Source organism: Cellulomonas composti, assembly GCF_007990245.1.
GTDB classification, from domain to species: domain Bacteria; phylum Actinomycetota; class Actinomycetes; order Actinomycetales; family Cellulomonadaceae; genus Cellulomonas; species Cellulomonas composti.
Map to the genome: position 1 here is coordinate 200049 of NZ_BJWG01000006.1, position 18420 is coordinate 218468.

The window sequence follows — 18420 nt, forward strand, 5'->3', positions numbered from 1 at the left end:
CGGCGGCACGTGGCGAAGCTCGGCCCCCGGTCGGTGCGGGAACGCCCGCGAGGTTGTCCGCCACGGCCCTCGCCGCCGAGGCGCTCGCGACCAGCCCACTCGGAACCAGCCCGTTCGGAACCAGCTCCCCCGGTACCGGCTCACTCGGAACCGGCCCGCTCGGTTCCGGAGCCCTCGCCCCCGGACAACTCGCGGGTCCCGGCCTCGCCCCGTCCGCGCCCGCCTCCGCCGCCGGTGCTCCGTCGCTGCCCTCGTCGTGGGCGATGCTGCCGCCTCGCACGGTGGTACGCCGCAGTACGGGCACCCTCGACGCCCCCGCCGCGCCCCGCACGTGGCAGCGCGGCATCCGTCCCTCGTCCGGCTCGACCCCGGGCGCTCCGCAAGGCGGCCCGCCCGGTGCACCGCCTGCCACGCCGTGGACCGGCGCCTCGCCGTCCGGACCCCGCGGGTCACGACCGGCAGGTGGGCACCGTGCCACGACCAGCTCCCCAGGAGGCACCATGAGCCTGCCGACGACGGCCCCGGCCGGCCCGGGGTCCGGACCCGGACCCGTACCGACCGAGTTCGACACCGAGTCGATCGTGACGACCGTCGAGAAGCGCGTCGTCGCGCGGCTCGAGCGGTGGCGCCGCGAGGAGCTGGACGACCACGTGCTGCAGCTCGTCGAGCGGCGGCTCGAGGAAGAGACCGAGCGACGCTCGTGGCGGCGCGGGACGGAGGTGTTCTGATGGCCGTGGAGAAGGCGTTCCTGGAGGTCGAGGGCGGCGAGCGGATCCCGTGCCTGTTCAACCCCGCGCAGCTGCAGATCACGCGCAGCAACTCGTGGGCGGGTGACTCCGTCCCGGGCCGGGACGTGCCGAAGCTGCGGTTCACGGGCGCGGAGTCCGGCGTGCTGCGGGTCGACCTGTTCTTCGACACCACGCACGACGGCACGGCGGTGACCGCGTACACGGGCAAGATCGTCTCGCTGATGGACATCGACCCGGCGCTGCCCGGGTCGGACGAGGCGAGCCACAACCTCCGACCCCCGTACGTCACGTTCCACTGGGGTGACCTGCACTCGTTCAAGGCGGTCGTCGCCGACCTCGACCTGGCGTTCACGTACTTCTCGGGCACCGGCACGCCGCTGCGCGCGACCATCGCGCTCACGCTGCGGCAGTACGAGCCGTCCCAGGCCTTCGGCCGGCAGAACCCCACGTCGGGGACGCCGAAGCCGCACCGCGTCCACCGGGTGCAGTCGGGCGAGACGCTCGACCGGATCGCCGCCCGCTACTACGGCGACTCCACCCGCTGGCGTGCGCTCGCCGCCGCGAACGGGATCGCCGACCCGCTCTCGCTGCGTCCCGGCACGTTGCTGACGGTGCCGAGGATCGACGCATGACCACGACGTCGGCGTCCCCGGCGGCGCAGCTCGTCCAGGAGACCTGGCCGACGGTCAAGTTCGACGGGCAGGAGCTCGACGACACCTGGGGTCGTGCGCTCGTGGACGTCCGGGTGCAGTCGGGGCTGCGGAGCATCGGGCGCACCACGATCACGTTCGACGACCTCGAGTACGGTCTCGCGTCGTCGGGATCCGTCTCGCTCGGTGCCGAGGTCACGGTGTCGAGCCTCGCGGGCGACGCTCTCTTCCAGGGCACGGTCACGTCGCTCACGAGCGAGGGCGGGCGCTCGGGTGCACGGCTCGTCGTCGTCGCCGACGACCTCGCGACCGGCCTCACCCGGACGAGCGACGCGACGACGTACCACTCGATGAGCCTGCAGGAGGTCGTCCGCAAGCTCGTGATCTCCCCGCTGCGGCTGGAGGAGTCCGGCCTGCCGACGGCGACGCTCCCGTTCGTGCTGCGCAACGGCAGCGCACTGGGCCTGATCGCGGAGATCACGGAGCGCTACGGGCTCGACTGGGCGGTCGCGGGCAGCACGTTCGCCATCTGGCCCGCCGACTCGGGGACGGCTCCGGGGACGGGCACGGAGTCGCTCACGCTGCCCGGCTCCCTGCAGTCGTTCACCGTGCGGCAGGTCGGCGACGCCACGACGAGCGTCACCGTGCGCGGCTGGGACCCCGTCTCGCAGCAGGCCGTCGTCGGGACGGCGACCTCGCCGAGCTCGCGGTCCGGGGTCACACCCGGGAGCGGCTCACCGCAGCTCACCCGCACCGACACCCGGATCGGCCTCTCGTCCGCCTCGGAGGCACGTGCGCTCGCCGCCGGCATCGCCGCGCGCACCGGACGCGTGACGGCGCAGGGGCGCGCCTCGATCACCCCCGGGCTGCAGGTCGGCGGGCTGGTCACGATCGACGGCGCCGGTCCCGGCAACGGCACCTACTACGTCCGCGAGGTCACGCACCACTACAGCCCCGACGGCGCACGGACCTCGTTCGTCGCGGGCGACCGGGACCCCGTGCGCCTGTCCGACCCGTGGGCCCAGGCCGCGCCGTCGTCGAGCTTCCTGCGCAGCGGGCTCGTCGTCGCGATCGTCGACGACGTGCAGGACCCCGAGAACCTGGGCCGCGTCCGCGTCGGCTTCGCGACCGCGAGCGACCTCGCGCGCTCGTCGTGGGCGCGCGTGCTGCAGATGGGTGCGGGCTCGAACCGGGGTCACGTGTTCCTGCCGAGCGTGGGCGACGAGGTGCTGGTCGGGTTCGAGAACGACGACGTCGCCCGGCCCGTGGTCCTCGGCGGACTGTTCAGCGAGAAGGCCGCGGTGCCCGGCACCTCGGTGGTCAAGGACGGCAAGATCGTCGGGCACGTGATCCAGACGAACAGCGGGCACGTCATCCACCTGTCCGAGGGTGACCAGGACGCAGAGTCGTTCATCCTCGTCGAGGTGGCGGGCCAGGACCAGAGCCTGAAGATCGGCAAGACGGGAGTCGAGCTCCTCGCGAAGGGGGGCGTGCCGCTCAAGCTCACCGTGGGAGATTCGTCGTCGATGGTGTTCGACGGCAAGGGTGCGATCACGATCAAGGGCTCCGAGATCACGCTCGACGCGACCAAGAGCGTGATCGTCAAGGCCATGGACAAGGTCGAGCTCACCGCCACCAACAGCGTGGCCGTGCAGGGCACGAAGGTCTCGGTGAAGGCGAACGCGACGGCGTCGTTCGAAGCCACCGGGATCACCGAGGTCAAGGGAGCGATGGTGAAGATCAACTGATGAGCGACCTCACCACCACCCCGGACTTCGTCGGCCGCGGCTTCGCCTGGCCGCTCGGCGTCGACCACACCGGCTCGATCGCCCTGAGCGCACGCGGTGGCGACATCGACGACGCGATCCGGGTGGTCCTGCTCACCGCGCCCGGCGAGCGCCTGATGCGCCCGCAGTTCGGCTGCCGGATCTGGGACCTGCTCTTCGAGCCGGTCAATGCGAACCTCGTCGGGCTCATCTCCCAGGCGGTGCGCGACGCGCTCGCCCAGTGGGAGCCGCGCATCGAGGTCGAGGACGTGCGCCCCGTGCAGGACGACGACGACTCCGCCCTCGTCCAGATCGCCATCACCTACCGCGTGAAGTCGACCAACGACCAGCGCAACCTCGTCTACCCGTTCTACGTCATCCCCCGTGAGGACTCCTGATGCCGCCCCTCGAGCCCCCGCACCTCGACGACCGTTCGTTCCAGGACATCGTCGACGAGACCAAGCGCCTCATCCCCAGGTTCACGCCCGAGTGGACCAACCACAACGTGTCGGACCCCGGCGTCGCGCTCATCGAGCTGTTCGCCTGGATGTCGGAGATGGTCCTGTTCCGGGTCAACCAGGTGCCGGACCGGATGTACGTCCATTTCCTCAACCTCGTCGGGATCGAGCCGTTCCCGCCGAGCGTGGCTCGGGCCGACCTGACGTTCTGGCTGTCGGCCCCGGCGGACCGGATCGTCCCCGTCCCCGCCGGCACCGAGGTCGCGACCGCCGGTGAGAACCCGGTCGTGTTCACGACGAACGTCGAGGCGGCCGTCGCGCCCCCGGTCCTCGTCGCGGCGCAGGCGGTCAACGGTGACGGCCAGGCGCTCGACGTCTGGGAGGACCTGACGGTCCCCGGCGCGTCGGCCCTGTGCTTCACGTCGACACCCGTCGCCCCCGGCGACGCGATCTACCTCGGCGCCCGCGAGTCCATGGGCGGCTACGCGGTGCGCCTCGACCTGTCCGCGCGGGCCGAGGGCATCGGCGTGGACCCGACGAACCCGCCGCTCGCCTGGGAGGTGTGGGACGGCGAGGCGTGGGTCGCGTGCCAGGTCGAGTCCGACAGCACGGGCGGCCTGAACAAGGCGGGCTCGGTGCTGCTGCTCCTGCCGCCGCGGCACGAGCCCCTGCTCGTCGGCGGCGTGCTCGCGCACTGGGTGCGCGCCCGTCTCATGCGCCCGCAGCCGGGCCAGCCGACGTATGCGGCGTCGCCGCGGATCGCGTCGGCGTCGATCGTCGCGCTCGGGATCACCGTCGCGGCGGAGCACGCGACGACGCACCCCGGTGAGCTGCTCGGCCGCTCCACGGGCGTGCCCGGGCAGTCGTTCACCGTGTCGGACTCGCCGGTCGCGCAGCGGCGCGACGAGGAGGGTGTGCACGTCGTCGTCCGCGGTCGCACCCAGCGCTGGGACGAGGTGCCCGACTTCGCGTCGTCGGGCCCGACGGACCACCACGTGGTCTGGGACTCGACCACGGGTGAGGTCCGCTTCGGCCCGGCTGTCCGGCACCCCGACGGCCTGGTGCGCCAGCACGGCGCCGTCCCACCCGACGGTGCCGAGATCCGCGTGACCTCGTACCGCACCGGCGGCGGCGTCCGTGGCAACGTCGGTGCGCGCACGCTGACGGCGCTGCGCAGCGGCGTGCCGTTCGTCGCGTCGGTGAGCAACGCCCGCGCCGCCCGCGGCGGCGTCGACGCGGAGACCGTCGCCGAGGCCAAGCTCCGCGGTCCGCTCACGTTGCGCACGGGTCAGCGGGCCGTGACGGCGTCCGACTTCGAGGCGCTCACCCGTCAGGCGTCGATCGAGGTCGCCCGGGCCCGGTGCCTGCCGGCGTCCTCGAGCGGCTCGGCGGTGGTGCGCGTGCTCGTCGTGCCGCAGGTGCGCACCGACCCGCGCACGCACCGGATCGACGACTTCGCGCTCTCCGCGGAGCTGTTCGACGAGGTCGCGGACGCACTCGACGCCCGCCGCATGGTGGGCGTACCCGTCGAGGTCGGCACGCCCTTCTACCAGGGTGTCAGCGTCGCGGCGCTCGTCCGCACGCTGCCCGGCCGCCCCGCGGCGATGGTGCGTCAGCGCATCTCGGACGCGCTCACCCGGTTCGTCCACCCGCTCACCGGCGGCCCCGACGGCGGCGGCTGGCCCTTCGACGCACCGCTCACCGCGACCGCGGTCGCCCAGGTGATCGAGGGTATCGACGGCGTGCTCGCGGTCGACGAGCTGCAGCTCTTCGAGTACGACCTGCGCACCGGCCGACGCATCGGCGGCGGACGCGAGTCGATCCCGCTGGCCGAGCACGCGCTGTTCCTCTCGGCCGACCATCGCGTGGTGGTGCGGTGAGCGCGCGCACGTCGGACTGGCTGCTGCGCCAGCTGCCCTACGGCATGCTGGCGGAGGACTTCTTCGTGCGCTTCGTCTCGATCTTCCAGACCGAGGCCGAGACGCTGCTGCAGCACGCCGACAACATGCCGTACCTCGCGGACCCCGACGTCACGCCGACCGCGATGGTGCGCCACCTCGCGCAGTGGCTCGGGATGCCCGGGATCGACCCCTCCTACCCGCCGGACGTGCAGCGACGTATCCTGCGGACATCGGCTGCCGCGCTGCAGTGGCGCGGCACCGTGACGGGTCTGACCGCGTTGCTCGAGCTCTACGCGGGCGGGTCCGTGCAGGTCACCGAGGGCGGCGGGGTCTTCCACGAGGGAGCGGCGCCGGAGGGTCCCGCGTGGGTGGTTCTCGAGGTCGAGTCGACGGGACCGCTCACGGAACGGGACTTCCTGGCTCTCGTCCTCGACGAGGTCCCGGCCCACGTGCACGTGGAGGTCCGCATCGGCGGCCGCCGCGCGTGGCCACTGCTCGAGCAGGACGACGAAGGAGAGCTGGCGTCATGACGGACCTCGACGCGACTGGGGACATGCTGCAGGTCACCTGCCCGGAGTGCGGCACCGTCTCGGCCGTGCGGGCGACCGCTCGCCTCGCCAGCGACTTCTGCCCGTCGTGCGACTACCCGCTGTTCTGGGCCCGGCCGCAGTCCTCGGCGCTCGCCGAGGACGAGTCCGACGACGCCCGCTGGCGCGCACCCGGCGCCTCCGGCTCCGTCCTGGCCTCGACGCTCGCCTGCCCCTCCTGCGCCGAGCTGAACTCACCCACGGCCGTCACCTGCGTCCGCTGCGGTGAGTCCATGACGCCCCCACCGCCGGCTCCTGTCCCCGCACCGCCGGCGCCTCAGCCCGTCGTCGTGGTCCAGGCACCCCCTGAGCAGATCCCCTGCGACCACCCGGACACCTGGTGGGTCGTCGTCCTGACCGCCACCGTCAGCGTGGCCGTCACCCTCCTGATCGTCTGGCTGGTCTAGCGGCAGGTCCCACCCGTCGGAAGCTGCCCGGGACCGCGGTCAGGGTGTGACCGCGATCGGACCGTCGTCCGAGTTGCGCCACGGAGCCGTTCCCGTGAACGTGGCTCGCGCCTGCGACGCCGCGGTGGGCGCGAACGCGCACGTCGCCTCGCCGGCTGCCAGCGCGACGGTGCAGGCGTCGGTCCACGCCCCCGTGGTGCCGGTCCGGGTCTGGAAGAGGACGGAGCCCGCCACCGTGCCGCTCACGGTCGACGTCACCCGCGCCGTGAGCGTGCCGGACGCCCAGGAGAGCACGGTCGTCGTCGGCCGCACACCGGCGACGACGACCGTCGACGACTGGGACGTCGCCCAGCTGCCGGTCGAGGAGAAGGTCGCCCGGGTCTCCATGTCCGACGTCGGCGCGTAGGCGCAGTCCGCGGTGCCGCCCGAGACGGCGACCGACGCGCAGACGGTCGTCCACGGGTCGCCGCTGCCGGACCTGGCCGCGAACGTGACCGTGCCGGTGATCGTGCCCCCCGCGCTGGAGCTCACGGTCGCGGTGAGCTCGCCCCCGGCGTAGGCCAGGACCGTCGTCGTCGCCGCCTGCACCATGATCGTGTCCGTCCCGGAGGTGGACGCACGCAGGCCCGTCGCGCCCAGGTACGCCACGCGCAGCGTCGCGTTGCCCAGGGGCCACCCGCCCGCTCCGCCTGTCGTCGCCTCGGACGTGATGCTCACGGCACCGTCGGCGTCGAGCGACACCGCGCCGGACGCCGGCACCCAGTCGGTGCCGTCGCGCCGCTCGAGACGCACGGTGCCGGAGGTGACGGGTGTCGTACCACCGGCGACCGTCACGGTCGCGTCGACGCTGAAGGTCCCGGGCCTGGTCACCGCGTCCGGCACGCCGGACATGGTGGTCGTGGTGCTGCGCAGCGCGGTGAGCCTGACGAGCTGGTAGGTCGCGTCCTCCGGCACGGTCGGGGTCGTGGACGGTGAGACGTCGATCTCCCAGCCGGTCGCGCTCGCTGTGACCTGGGCGCCGTCGCGCGGGATCCAGACCGTCGTGTCGCTGCCGTTGACGGCGAGCACGAAGGTGCGTGCCTGGTCCTCCTGCTCCGACGGCGTGACCGTCGCGGACAGCGTGTCGAGCCCGGTCGCACCCGCGATCGCCCGCAGCACCACCTGGGTCTCGTTGACGTTGATCGACGTCGTGCTGACTGTCGGGACCGTCACCGGTGCACCTGTGTAGGTGCCCAGGTGCCCCGCCGGGCCGCGCACGGTCGCCGTCCAGCTGCCCGGCGGCACCTGCTGGAACGTCGTCGTGAACTGGTTGCCGGTGGTGCGCACGACGGGCTGCGCCGCGAACGTCGGTCCGGCGGCGGACGCGAGCGTGACGAGCGCGCCCGTGAGGTCGGCACCCGACGAGTTGACGTTGACGGTGAGCGAGTGGGTCGCCTCGGTCACCACGAGGTCGACGACGAACGTCTGACCCGGTGCGACGCTGACGACCTTCTCCGCGGTGAGCCCGCCGGGTGTCGTCGCGCGCACGGTGTAGGTGCCGTCCTGGACGCCCGTGAACTGGTAGTGCCCGTCGGCGAGGGTCGTGAAGTCGGCGACGCTCGTGCCGTCCGCGAGCAGCTCGACGACGGCGCCCTCGACGGCGGACGTGGTGCCGTCCGCGTTGAGCTGGTTCACCGTGCCCTGCACGGCGGAGCCCGGCCGGGTGATGTTGACGTCGAGGACCTTGTCCTCACCCGCCGCGATGTCCAGCGACAGGGTCACGGGCGCGTACTCGGACGACGTGATGTTGAGCGAGTACGAGTACGGCTGGAGGTTGTCGAACTTCCACTGCCCGGCACCGCCGTCGCAGTCGATCGGCCCGCAGGCCAGCGTGACCTCGTTGACCACCGAGTCGACGCGGTACGTGAGCTTGACGGTCAGGTTCGTCACGGGTCCCGACGAGTTGCCCGTGTTGATCGTCAGCGAGCCCGTCTCGGCGACGAGCAGGACGTTCTGCTCGACGGTGCGCTGGGCGGGCGTGGACGTGGCGATCGGGGGGATCACCGGGTCTGCGACGTCGGGGCTCGTCACCGGGGCCGGCCTGGTGGACCAGGGCTGGTAGCCCGGCGCGACCACGGACACGTTCCAGGCGCCCGGCTTGAGACCCGCGACCTGGGACGTGCCGGTGACGGTGTAGATGCCGCTCGCACCGGTCGTCGTCTCGAACGACGTGCCGTCCTTCGTGACCGTGACCAGCGCGTTGGCGACGGTACGCGTCGACGTGTAGACGACCGAGGTCGCCTTCCCGGTGAGCGTGCCGAGCCGCACGAGGTTGATGGCAGCGGGCGTGCCGCCGGCCGGCAGCACGATGTCACCGGTGAACACGTCGAAGCCCGCCGCGTACGCGGTGACGTGGTACGTCGTCGGCGGCAGGAACCCGAAATCGACCGTGCTGACACCCGGCGCCGTGGTCCGCGGGTCGAACCCGTCGACGACGACGGTGACACCCGTGACGTCGACGGCCGCGGGGCTCCCGGTCGGGCCGTCCGTCTTGAACGCCAGGAGCAGCTGGCCGTACTTCGTCATCGTGATCGCGGGCGGCGCGTAGGCGGGCTCGTCCGGCGCGTCCACGGGCACCGTGAACGACTTCGGCTCGCTCGACCATCCCGCGAGCCTGGCCTGGATCACGTAGTTCCCGGGCCGGACGAGGCGGCCACCCGTCGGGTCGATCGGCTGCGCGGAGTCGCTCCACTGCAACGTCGGCTGGCCGTCGTCCCCGACGACCGCCCGCACGACGATCTGGCCGGTGCCGGGTGGCGCGGAGATCACGTCGAACGTGATGTCCGCGAGCGACGGCGTGGTGCCGGCACCGGGCGCGGCACTCGCGGGCACGAAGCTGATCGTGCCGCCGAAGTGCCGGCCCTTGGGCGCCAGCTCGTAGGCCGCGAGGTCCGCGACCGGGGTGCCGTTGAGGCGCGCCGTCGTGTAGCCGGTGGCGGTGATCACGAGGTCCATCGAGTCCTCGACCAGCCCGATGACGACGACGCCGGGCCCGGGCGTGCAACCGCTCGTGCAGATCTGCAGCCATCCGTTGTCGTCGGTCGTACCGGTCCTGGTGTCCAGGACGGGGATCAGGTCGTCGTACCCGACGACGCCCGTGATCTGCACCGACGCGCCACCGACCCCCAGGGGGACGCCGGTCTCGAGGTACGTGACGACCCGGGCGGAGACCGACCCGACCGGCTTCGAGAGCACGATGCGGGCCTGCACCTCCTGGTTGAGGCCCACCTGCAACCCGAGCGACTCGCCGTCGGCGCCCGCCAGGTCGGCGGTCAGGTCGAACGTGCCCGGGTGCAGCCCGGCGAGCCGCGCGATGCCGTTCGAGTCGGTGTTCGCGGTCGTCGTGCCGCCCGGGCCGACGGCCTCGACGCGCGCGCCGTCGGCGGGTCGCAGCGCCCCGGACGCGTCCGCCATCAGGACGGTCGCGAACACGACGCCGTACCGGTCGAGCGTGAAGTCCACCCGGCGCGCGTCGCCACCCGCCACGGCGACCGTCACGGGGCTGGGCGAGAGGTACTCCCCCCCTGCGGGAGGTACGGCGTAGACCTCGTACCGTCCCGCGGGCAACCGGTCGAGCTCGTAGCCTCCGTTGACCCCGATGAAGGCGCAGAAGCCGGTCTCGCTGTCGCAGGTGTCGGCGACGGTGCCGGGCTTGCACGGGTCCGCGTCGGGGGCGTCCCCGCCGGTCGGGACCGCCACGACGCAGGTCGACGTCGAGACCACGCCGATGCGGGGCGAGACGGAGCCGTTGATCGACGGCGACGGGTAGAGCGGGACCGTCGCCGCCTCGACGTCCTGGTCCATCGCCACGCGAACCTCGACGTGGCCGTCCTCGTAGCCGGGGGCGGAGATCGTCAGCCGGTACAGGCCGGGGTACAGGCCGCTGCCGTCGTCCGGCAGCGTGTACGGGTCGTCCGGGCCCGCCGTGGTGGTGATCGTCCTGGTGCCCGCCGAGCTACGCGCGAGCGTCGTGACCGTGACCTCGCACTTCTCGCCCGGGCGCGGGTGCGGGCACTCGATCCGGCCGCCCGTGGCGGCGTCGGTGACGCGACCGACGATCGTCGACCCGTCGACCAGGCCGTCGTTCTCGATCGGCGTCAGCATCAGGTCCTGCGTCCTGGTCCCGCCGTCGACGACGACGACCTGCGCCGAGGCCGGCTCGCTCCCGAACGACTCCGCCGTGAGCACGTACTGGCCGGAGGGGATGCCGTCGAACCGGAACCCCTCATCCTCCGCGCCGATCGACGTCGACATGGTCTTGAACGAGCCGTTCGGACCCGAGAGGGTCACGCCCGCGGCGCCGATCCGTTCCAGGGTGTCGGCGTCGACCACGTCCCCGCGCACGACACCGCCGAGCTTCGCCATGTTCAGGTGCAGCGCGGCGGAGCCGCCGGTGCCGAGCGTCAGCTGCCGCGTCTCGGTCGCGTACCCGTCGGCGCTGAGCGTGAGCGTGTAGGTCGCCGGGACCGGCAGGTCGGGCAGCACGAACAGGCCCGGGTTGTCCTTCGTCGTCGTCGTCGCGGTGCGCACGACGCTGCCTGCGACGGCCGTGACGGTGACGCCCCCGAGGGGCTGGCCCGCGGCGTCGCCCTTGCCGCGCCCCTCGACCCAGCCGGACAGCGTCCGGACGCTGGGGTCCATCCGCAGGTCGACGGAGCGCTCCTGGGCGGCGCCGAGGCTCACCAGGGCCGCCTGGGTGCCGAGCGTGTCGGAGGACGCCGAGACGAGGTACGTCGTCGGTGTCGCGAGGCCGTCGACCTCCCAGTGCCCGATCCGACCCGACGTGGCCGACCGCGTGGTCACGGTGGTCGTGCCGTCCGAGATGGTCACGACGACGCCGCCGGCGGCGCCGCCCGAGCTCGTCACGGTCCCGGAGAGCCGACCCTTGCCGGGCGTCATCTCGAGCTCGAGCGGCGTCGCGGCCGCCTCGGCACCGGTCACCCAGTAGCGGACGGTCTGGTAGCCGGGCTTCGCGAGCACGACGAGGTAGCGGCCCGACGAGGACAGCCCGCCGAAGGCCCAGGTGCCGTCGGCGCCGGTGACCGTGCTCATCCGCTGGTTCGACTCGCCGTTCACCGCGGCGGACAGGCTGGACGACGAGACCTTGCCGACGTCGCCCTGGGTGCCCGGTGCCGCCAGCGCACCCGCCGCGGACCCGGCCGGGAGCGACGCACCGGGACCCGCGTCCGGCAGCTCGCCGCCGGCACCCTCGGCCTCGTCGGCCGTCACCGTCGAGGCGGGCAGCAGCTGGACGGTCACGCCGCCCGGGTCGCTCGAGGTGACGACCCCGGCGACCCGCACGCCGTCGGGCACGACGCCGTCGGGCACGTCGTCGTCACCGCCGTCGCCGTCCCCGCTCCCGTCGTCCCCGCCCGTGCCCGGCCCGCCGGTGCCGTCGGAGGCACCCGCGGTGGGCGTGGCGCTCTGCGTCGGGCTCGCGGCCACGCGGGAGCCGTCGAAGCGCTGCGACACCCACGGCAGCGCGGCCAGCACGAGCCCCACCCACAGGACGGTGATCCCGACGATCGCGGCGATGCGGAGCATCCCGCCGACGAGCAGCGGCCGGGCGGTGAAGGTGGCGTCGAAGCGCTGGGGGGCGCGCTCGCCCGTCGCGACGATGCGGAACGGCATCCGCCGCGGTTGGCCGACGAGCCGCGCCCGCGTGACCCGCGCACGCGCACCCACGCGCAGGCTCGAGTGCGGAGGGACGTCGACGTCGGTGCGGTCGAGCCGCACCTTGATGTCCTTGCCGTCGCCCGTGACCGCGTCCAGGCGCACGCGGGCCGGTGCGTCGCCGCCGTTGGCGAGCAGCACGTCGACCCGCCGGCTGCGGACCGCGCGCGAGTCCGCGGGCTCGACCGTCAGGACGAGGCCCGAGCCGCCGTCGATGCGCAGCGATCCGTCCGCGGTCGAGGTGCGGTGCTGCCCGTCGGGCGAACGCGACTCGACCGTCAGCAGGAACGGGTAGTCACCGGCGGCCACGCCGACCGGCGGCACCATCGCGAGCTCCACGGTGACGGTCGCGTCGGGGTCGACCCCCGGCACCGCGATCGGCGCCGGCTGCCAGCCGCCCTCGAGCCCGACGACCGTCAGCAGGAGGTCGAGCGGCACGCCGGCGACGTTGCGGACGTGGACTCGCTGCGTGGCGGTCGCGCCGGGAGCAGCGTGCACACCGGCCTCGACCAGCACGGACACGGCGGGGCGGCGGGTCGGCTCGGGTGCCATGTCTCCTCCTGTCTGATGCGATCTCGGAACGGTCTCGGGTGCTCTGCCGGGTGGCCTTCGCGTGGTGCTGCGGGCAGGTCGTGTCAGTCGTCGTCGGTGATCGTGATCGGTAGTGACGCGATCTGGCTCGCCTTGAGCGTGATCGGCTCCGAGGTCGCGAGCACCGCTCCGTCGACGGTGGTGCGTACCTCGACGATGTAGTTCTCGGGTGCGTCGACGTCCACGAAGTCGTACGCACCCGACGCGTCGGTGGTCCCGACCAGCACCGGCTGGGCCGCCGTGCCGTACTCCGAGGCGCGGTACAGCAGCACCGCGAGACCCGCGACGGAACCGCCGCCCGCATGCCTGACGGTGACCTCGATCCCGGCGGGCGCCTCGAGCAGCATCGGGAGGTCGAGCTGCTGCGCGGCCGTCAGCACGACGATCTTGGAGTTCGCGCGCGTGCCCGACCTGGTGAACGTCACGGTGTAGGTGCCGGGGTCGAGTCCGTCCACGACGTAGTCGCCCACCGCGACCGAGCCGTTGGCCTCGGACGCCGTGTAGACGACGCGCTGCTGCGAGCCCGAGCTCACGGTCACCTGGACGTTGCCCGCGGGAACCGCACCACCGCCCTGGGTGGTCTGGGTGACCCGGCCGGAGATGCTCGCCTGCGCCGCCTTCATCGTGACGTCGACCGTCGTCGACGACGAGGCGCCCGCGGTCACGTTGCCGAAGGCGTCGACCGACACGGAGACGACCTGCGACTGCAGGTCGGCCCGGGCGAACGTCACGGTGTAGGTGGACGGGACCCGCAGGCCCGTGACGTCCCACCTTCCGACGGGGTCCGTGGACTGCGTGACGGTCTGCACGGTGAGCGCGCCGTCGCTGACGGTCACGCTCACGCCACCCGCGCCGCCGCCACCCTCGAGCCGCGCGTTCCCACCGATCGCGACCTCGTCGCGGCCGAGCACCACGGAGACGCCCGTGAGCGCCTGGCCCTCGCTGAGGGTCAGGTTGAGCGTCGACGCCGCGTAGCCCTCGGCCGAGACGACGACGGTGTAGGTGCCTGGCGTCGGCAGGCCGCGCAGGACGAACGTGCCCGCCTCGCCCGCCTCGGTGACCGTGACAGTCTCGACGACCACCTGGCCGTTGCTCGCGACCACGCTCGCCTCGCCGATCGGACCGTCGAACCCGCTCACCGTCCCCGCGATGGACCCGTCGCCCTGGAGCAGCGGGAGCCGGACGCCCGTGCGGACCTCGCCCGCCGCGACGTCGACCCGCTGCACGGTGCTCGCGTAGCCCTCCTTGGACACGACGAGGTCGTACACGGCGGGCGAGGGCAGGTCGGTGAGCTCGAACGTGCCGTCCGACCCGATGGGCGACTGACGGACGATCGCGCCGTCCGTCCCCGCGGTCGAGGGCGCCTCCCCCGGCTCGGGGGGCACGTTGCCCGCCAGCGGGTCCGCGTCGAGCGGGAGCTGCACCGTGAGCGTCGCACCGCCCACGTCCTCGCCGAGCACCGTGCCGGAGATGGTCGCGGGCACGCCGCCGACGAGGATCGTCAGCCCGGAGGCGACCTGTCCGACCTGGACGGTCACCGGCTGTGCGTCCGCCTGCGTGGGCGCGGCCGGGTACCAGGTCTCGTCGAAACCGGCGCCGCGCACCCGCAGCGTGTAGTCGCCCGCCGGCAGGGCGTCGAGCGTGAACGTGCCGGCGTCGCTGGTCGAGACCCCGGTCAACGGCTCGGCCGGGTCGGACCCGAACACCTCGACCGCGACCGCGGCGACCGGCACCCCCGTGGAGATGTCCACGACGGTCCCGGACAACGACGACGTCCCCTTCGCCGCGGCGGCGTCACGCGCCTGCGCGACCTGCAGCGCGAGGTCGCGGTCCGCGGCCGAGCGGTTGACGACCGAGCTCAGTGCGATCGTGATGACGACCGCGAACACCGTCACGGCGAAGAGCAGCCCGAGCAGCGCCAGCAGCCCGCGGCCGAACCGGGGCTTCTGGACGAACACGCCCGCCGACGCCGGCGGGGCGTCCGCCGGCGGTGCGCTCGGTCCGTCGAGCCGCAGCTCGAACGGACGCAGCGCCGGGTCGCCGAACCACGGGCGCCGGGCCTGGGCCGCGAGCGCGAGGGTCGCGCTCTGCCCCGGCGGCAGCGAGAAGGTCGCGGGGCGGAACGTGAACGTCGTCTTCGCCTCGGGGTCCTTCGCCACGATGCGGCCGTGCTGGACCGTGTTCCCCTCGTTGTGCACGAGAACCGCGAACGTGCCGGTGGTGCCGGCCGTGACCGTGGGCGGGTCGAGTCTGACCGTCGCCCGCGGTACGGGCGGCACGTCGAGCACGACCTCCTCGACCGCGACGACCGTCGCGTCGGCCACGTCGCGGATCTGGACGGCGACACGTCGGTCACCCGCGGGCACGCCTTCCGGCAGCGTGATCGAGACCGCGACCGCGGCCGTCTCGTCGGGGAACAGCCGCAGGTCCGCGGGTTCCACGCTGACCCACGACGGGTCCGCGCCGAGCACCCGCACCTCGTAGCCCGTGATCAGCGCCGACGTGTTCGTGACGGTCGCGAGCAGGGTGACGGGCGTTCGCGGCGGGGCGACGACGCGCCTGGGCTCGAGATCGACGCGCACGTCAGCCCACCACCAGGTCCACGGGTGCGGCCGCGCCACCGGTGACGACGACGATCGACGTCGCGACGACCTTGCCGTCGAGCGTCACGGTGACGGTCCACGTCCCGGCCGGCAGGTCCGACAGGACGTAGCTGCCGGCGCCACCGGCGCCGTTGCTCGTCGTCGTCGTGCTGCGTGGCGTGAGGCCGTCCGTGGCGGTGACCGTGGCGCCCACGACCCCGACCGTGTCGAGATCCCCGTCGCCGTCCTCGTCGACCTGCCGGGTCACGCGACCGGAGATGCTGCCCGTCGCGGACGCGAGCGTCACGTCGACGTCGGGCGCCGGGCCGTCGGCAGGGATCGTCACGGGCCGCGTGACGGACGCGAAGCCCGGCTTGGTGAAGGTGAGCGTCACGGACGTCCCCGCCTGCAGCCCGGCCAGCGTGAACGCCCCCACGTCGCCGGTGGTGAGGGTGGTCGTCGAGAGTCCGGCCTGCGCGCCGCCGAGCGTCACGGTCACGCCACCCAGTCCGGCACCGCTGGCGTCGACCACCTTCCCGCTGACGACTCCCGTGCCACCGACCATCGCGACCGAGACCCCGCCGCGCGCCTCGCCCGGTCCGAGCGCGACGACGACCGTCTGCGAGCCGAAGCCGTCCTTGGTGAACGTCAGGACGTAGGTCGCGGGGGTCGGGAGGTTGGGCAGGACGAACGTGCCGACCTGCCCGACCGTGGGCGTGCCGACCTCGACGGTCTTGCCGTCGATCGTCGTCGAGACCTTCACCCCGCCGAGCGGGGTCGAGCCGTCGGTGACGGTGCCGGTGATGGAACCGGTGCCCGCGCCGAGCCGGACGTCGAGCGCGAAGCGCTCCTGCCCGCCGAGCACGCGCTCGGTCGAGGTCGTCGGCTGGTACCCCTCCGCCGCGAACGTGAGCTCGTACGTGCCCGGGGCGGGCAGCCCCGCGAACGTGTACGCACCGGACGCGTCGGCGGTCGCCGACCACTCCTGCGTCGGGTCGGCGCCGTTCCACGTCGGCCGGGCCGTCACCTGGATCTCGGTGGCGTCCTGCGGGTCCGCGGTCTGCACGTTCCCCGAGAGCGTGGCTGCGTGCCCGCGGACGACGAGGTCGGCGCCGTCGGTGATCTCGCGCCCCACGGCCTCGACCGTCCCCGCACTCGCCTCGCTCACGGCGGCGGGGTACCAGGCCTCGTCGTAGCCGCTCGCCTGCACGCGCAGCAGGTACGAGCCCGGGAACAGGCCCGACATCGTGTACGAGCCGTCGGCCTGCGTGGCCGCCGACGCGACGGGGACGAGCTCGTCGTCGCTGTTGTACCGCAGCGCGACGACCGTCAGCCGGCCGACCCCCTCGCCGTCGTTCTCGCCCAGCACGACCCCCGTGACGGTCCCGCCCACACCCGCCGGCAGCGGTCCCTCCTTGGCGAGGGCGCCTGCGGGGGCGCCACTCGCGTCGGTCGCCTCGGTACCCGCCTCCGGGCTGTCCGACGCCGCGAAGAAAGACGCCGGCGCGACCTTGGTGAACGGATCCGTGCCGAGCACCTGGCGCATGCCGAGCAGGAAGGCGAGCGCCCAGAGCGTGAGGATCGCCAGCAGCACGAGCGCGGTGATGAGCCCGCGGCTGAACGTCGAGCGCTGCCGCAGCACCACACCGACCGATCCCTCGGTCTCCTCGTGCAGCGCGGTCACCGTGACCGGGCGGTCCCGGTCCGAGCCGAGGAGCTGACGCGGACCCTTCACCAGCAGCGTGGCGGCGACGGTGGAGCCCGGCGCGAGCGACAGCGTCGCGGGGACCAGCGTGGTGCGGACGGTGCGGTCCGTGTCGGTGGCGCGCAGCGCGATGTCGAGCGGCACGTTGCCGTCGTTGCGCACCTCGATGGCGAAGTCCGCCCGGCCCCGGGTGCGCACCACGGACGGCGTCGCGTCCAGCCGCACGTGCGGCCGGGGCGGCACGACGAGCTCGACGTCGTGGAAGGCCTCCCGCCCACCCGGTGCCTGGCCCGACACGACGAGCGTCATGGGGTAGGTGCCGGCCGGGAACGAGTCCGGCAGCGCGAGGGTCAGCGTGAGCGCGCCCGACGCGTCCGGGAACAGCGCGAGCGCGGGGGGCTCGGTCCGCACGTTCGCCTCGGGGACGCCGAGCGCGCGCACCGAGAGCGACTCGATGACCTCGGAGGTGTTGACCACCTCGAGGGGGACGACGCCCGTCCCGCCGGGTGCGACGTCGAGCCGCTCGACGGTGCTGCTGACCCTCATCCCCGGACGCTCTCCAGCGGGTCGCGCAGCTGCGTCGTGACGGGCTCGATCGCGGCGACGGGCGGCGCCAGGGGCTCGAAGTCGTAGGCGTCCGCCGCGACCGTGGCCGTGAGCGTGAACGACGCCTTCAGGGTGCCGCCGAGCCCGCTCCACAGCTCGCGGGGACGGTTGAGCTCGTCGGTCGCGATCGCGAGCTGCACGGTCGACGACGGCGGCCGCTGCAGGTACTCGGTGGGGAGCACCTGCTGGGCGACGAGCCGGGTCATGACGTCGCCGAGCAGGCTGTGCTCGTCGCGCGGCGAACCGGCCCAGGCGCTCACCAGGTAGTGCAGCTGCACCATCGGCAGCGGTCGTCGGCGCTCACCGTTGCCCCGCACCTCCGCGGGACGCGGCGGCTGCGGGCTCCGCGCCACCTGGTACAGGTAGAGGTTCACCGTCAGGCGGTTGACCTGGGCCGACCACGTGCTCGACGGCGGGTCGAACGAGATGTCGCCCTGGTCCTCGGGCAGCGGGAGCGTCGCGCGCAGGAGTCGCTCGAGCCCGTCGTCGATCGCGGGGATCAGCACCGGCGGCCTCCTCCCGCAGTCGTGGCGTGCAGCGCGGCACGGGTGCCCGAGCGGACTGCACGCTCACGGCATGCGTTCGCGCAGGACGCCCGCGCACGCGAGCAGATGCCCGGCACAGCCAGGACACCTGACGCTAGGTCGGCCGCTCGAGCACGGGCATCGGTAATCGCTACCGAAGTTCGGCCGCGACGGGCTCCGGG

General features: G+C 73.3%; 11 protein-coding genes. 7 read left to right on the top strand and 4 right to left on the bottom strand.

Annotated elements, in window-relative coordinates:
• The first annotated feature begins 500 nt into the window (after nt 1–500).
• Genes CCO02nite_RS08525 through CCO02nite_RS08555 form a run of 7 tightly spaced genes read left to right on the top strand, consistent with a single transcriptional unit; the run spans nt 501 to nt 6518 of the window.
• Nucleotides 501–728 carry a hypothetical protein gene (locus CCO02nite_RS08525; protein ID WP_146842691.1) on the top strand — a complete coding sequence of 76 codons (228 nt, stop codon included), beginning with the start codon at nt 501–503 and terminating at the stop codon, nt 726–728.
• Nucleotides 728–1381: a CIS tube protein gene (locus CCO02nite_RS08530; protein WP_186812634.1), complete on the top strand. Its 654-nt coding sequence runs from the start codon at nt 728–730 to the stop codon at nt 1379–1381. Before CCO02nite_RS08525 ends, CCO02nite_RS08530 begins: the two co-directional genes overlap by 1 nt.
• Nucleotides 1378–3147 (top strand): phage baseplate assembly protein V, encoded by a 1770-nt coding sequence (locus tag CCO02nite_RS08535; protein ID WP_146842692.1) that lies wholly within the window; start codon nt 1378–1380, stop codon nt 3145–3147. The genes CCO02nite_RS08530 and CCO02nite_RS08535 overlap by 4 nt, the downstream gene beginning before the upstream one ends.
• On the top strand, nt 3147–3563 hold the full coding sequence (locus tag CCO02nite_RS08540; RefSeq protein ID WP_146842693.1) for a GPW/gp25 family protein: 417 nt from the start codon (nt 3147–3149) through the stop codon (nt 3561–3563). Before CCO02nite_RS08535 ends, CCO02nite_RS08540 begins: the two co-directional genes overlap by 1 nt.
• Complete coding sequence (locus CCO02nite_RS08545) at nt 3563–5503, top strand: putative baseplate assembly protein (protein WP_146842694.1); 1941 nt, start codon at nt 3563–3565, stop codon at nt 5501–5503. The genes CCO02nite_RS08540 and CCO02nite_RS08545 overlap by 1 nt, the downstream gene beginning before the upstream one ends.
• Nucleotides 5500–6054, top strand: coding sequence for a phage tail protein (locus tag CCO02nite_RS08550; RefSeq protein WP_146842695.1), 555 nt, complete (start codon nt 5500–5502; stop codon nt 6052–6054). The genes CCO02nite_RS08545 and CCO02nite_RS08550 overlap by 4 nt, the downstream gene beginning before the upstream one ends.
• Nucleotides 6051–6518: a hypothetical protein gene (locus CCO02nite_RS08555; protein ID WP_146842696.1), complete on the top strand. Its 468-nt coding sequence runs from the start codon at nt 6051–6053 to the stop codon at nt 6516–6518. The genes CCO02nite_RS08550 and CCO02nite_RS08555 overlap by 4 nt, the downstream gene beginning before the upstream one ends.
• A gap of 39 nt (nt 6519–6557) precedes the next feature.
• Here CCO02nite_RS08555 and CCO02nite_RS08560 read toward each other — a convergent pair whose 3' ends face one another.
• The 4 genes from CCO02nite_RS08560 to CCO02nite_RS08575 form a co-directional block, all read right to left on the bottom strand.
• On the bottom strand, nt 6558–12782 hold the full coding sequence (locus CCO02nite_RS08560; RefSeq protein ID WP_146842697.1) for a carboxypeptidase regulatory-like domain-containing protein: 6225 nt from the start codon (nt 12780–12782) through the stop codon (nt 6558–6560).
• An 83-nt stretch (nt 12783–12865) separates the two neighbouring features.
• Nucleotides 12866–15403 carry a carboxypeptidase-like regulatory domain-containing protein gene (locus CCO02nite_RS08565; RefSeq protein ID WP_146842698.1) on the bottom strand — a complete coding sequence of 846 codons (2538 nt, stop codon included), beginning with the start codon at nt 15401–15403 and terminating at the stop codon, nt 12866–12868.
• A 1-nt stretch (nt 15404) separates the two neighbouring features.
• Nucleotides 15405–17654 (bottom strand): carboxypeptidase regulatory-like domain-containing protein, encoded by a 2250-nt coding sequence (locus CCO02nite_RS08570; protein WP_146842699.1) that lies wholly within the window; start codon nt 17652–17654, stop codon nt 15405–15407.
• Nucleotides 17651–18220, bottom strand: coding sequence for a Pvc16 family protein (locus tag CCO02nite_RS08575; RefSeq protein ID WP_146842700.1), 570 nt, complete (start codon nt 18218–18220; stop codon nt 17651–17653). Before CCO02nite_RS08575 ends, CCO02nite_RS08570 begins: the two co-directional genes overlap by 4 nt.
• Between the last annotated feature and the right edge of the window lie 200 nt (nt 18221–18420).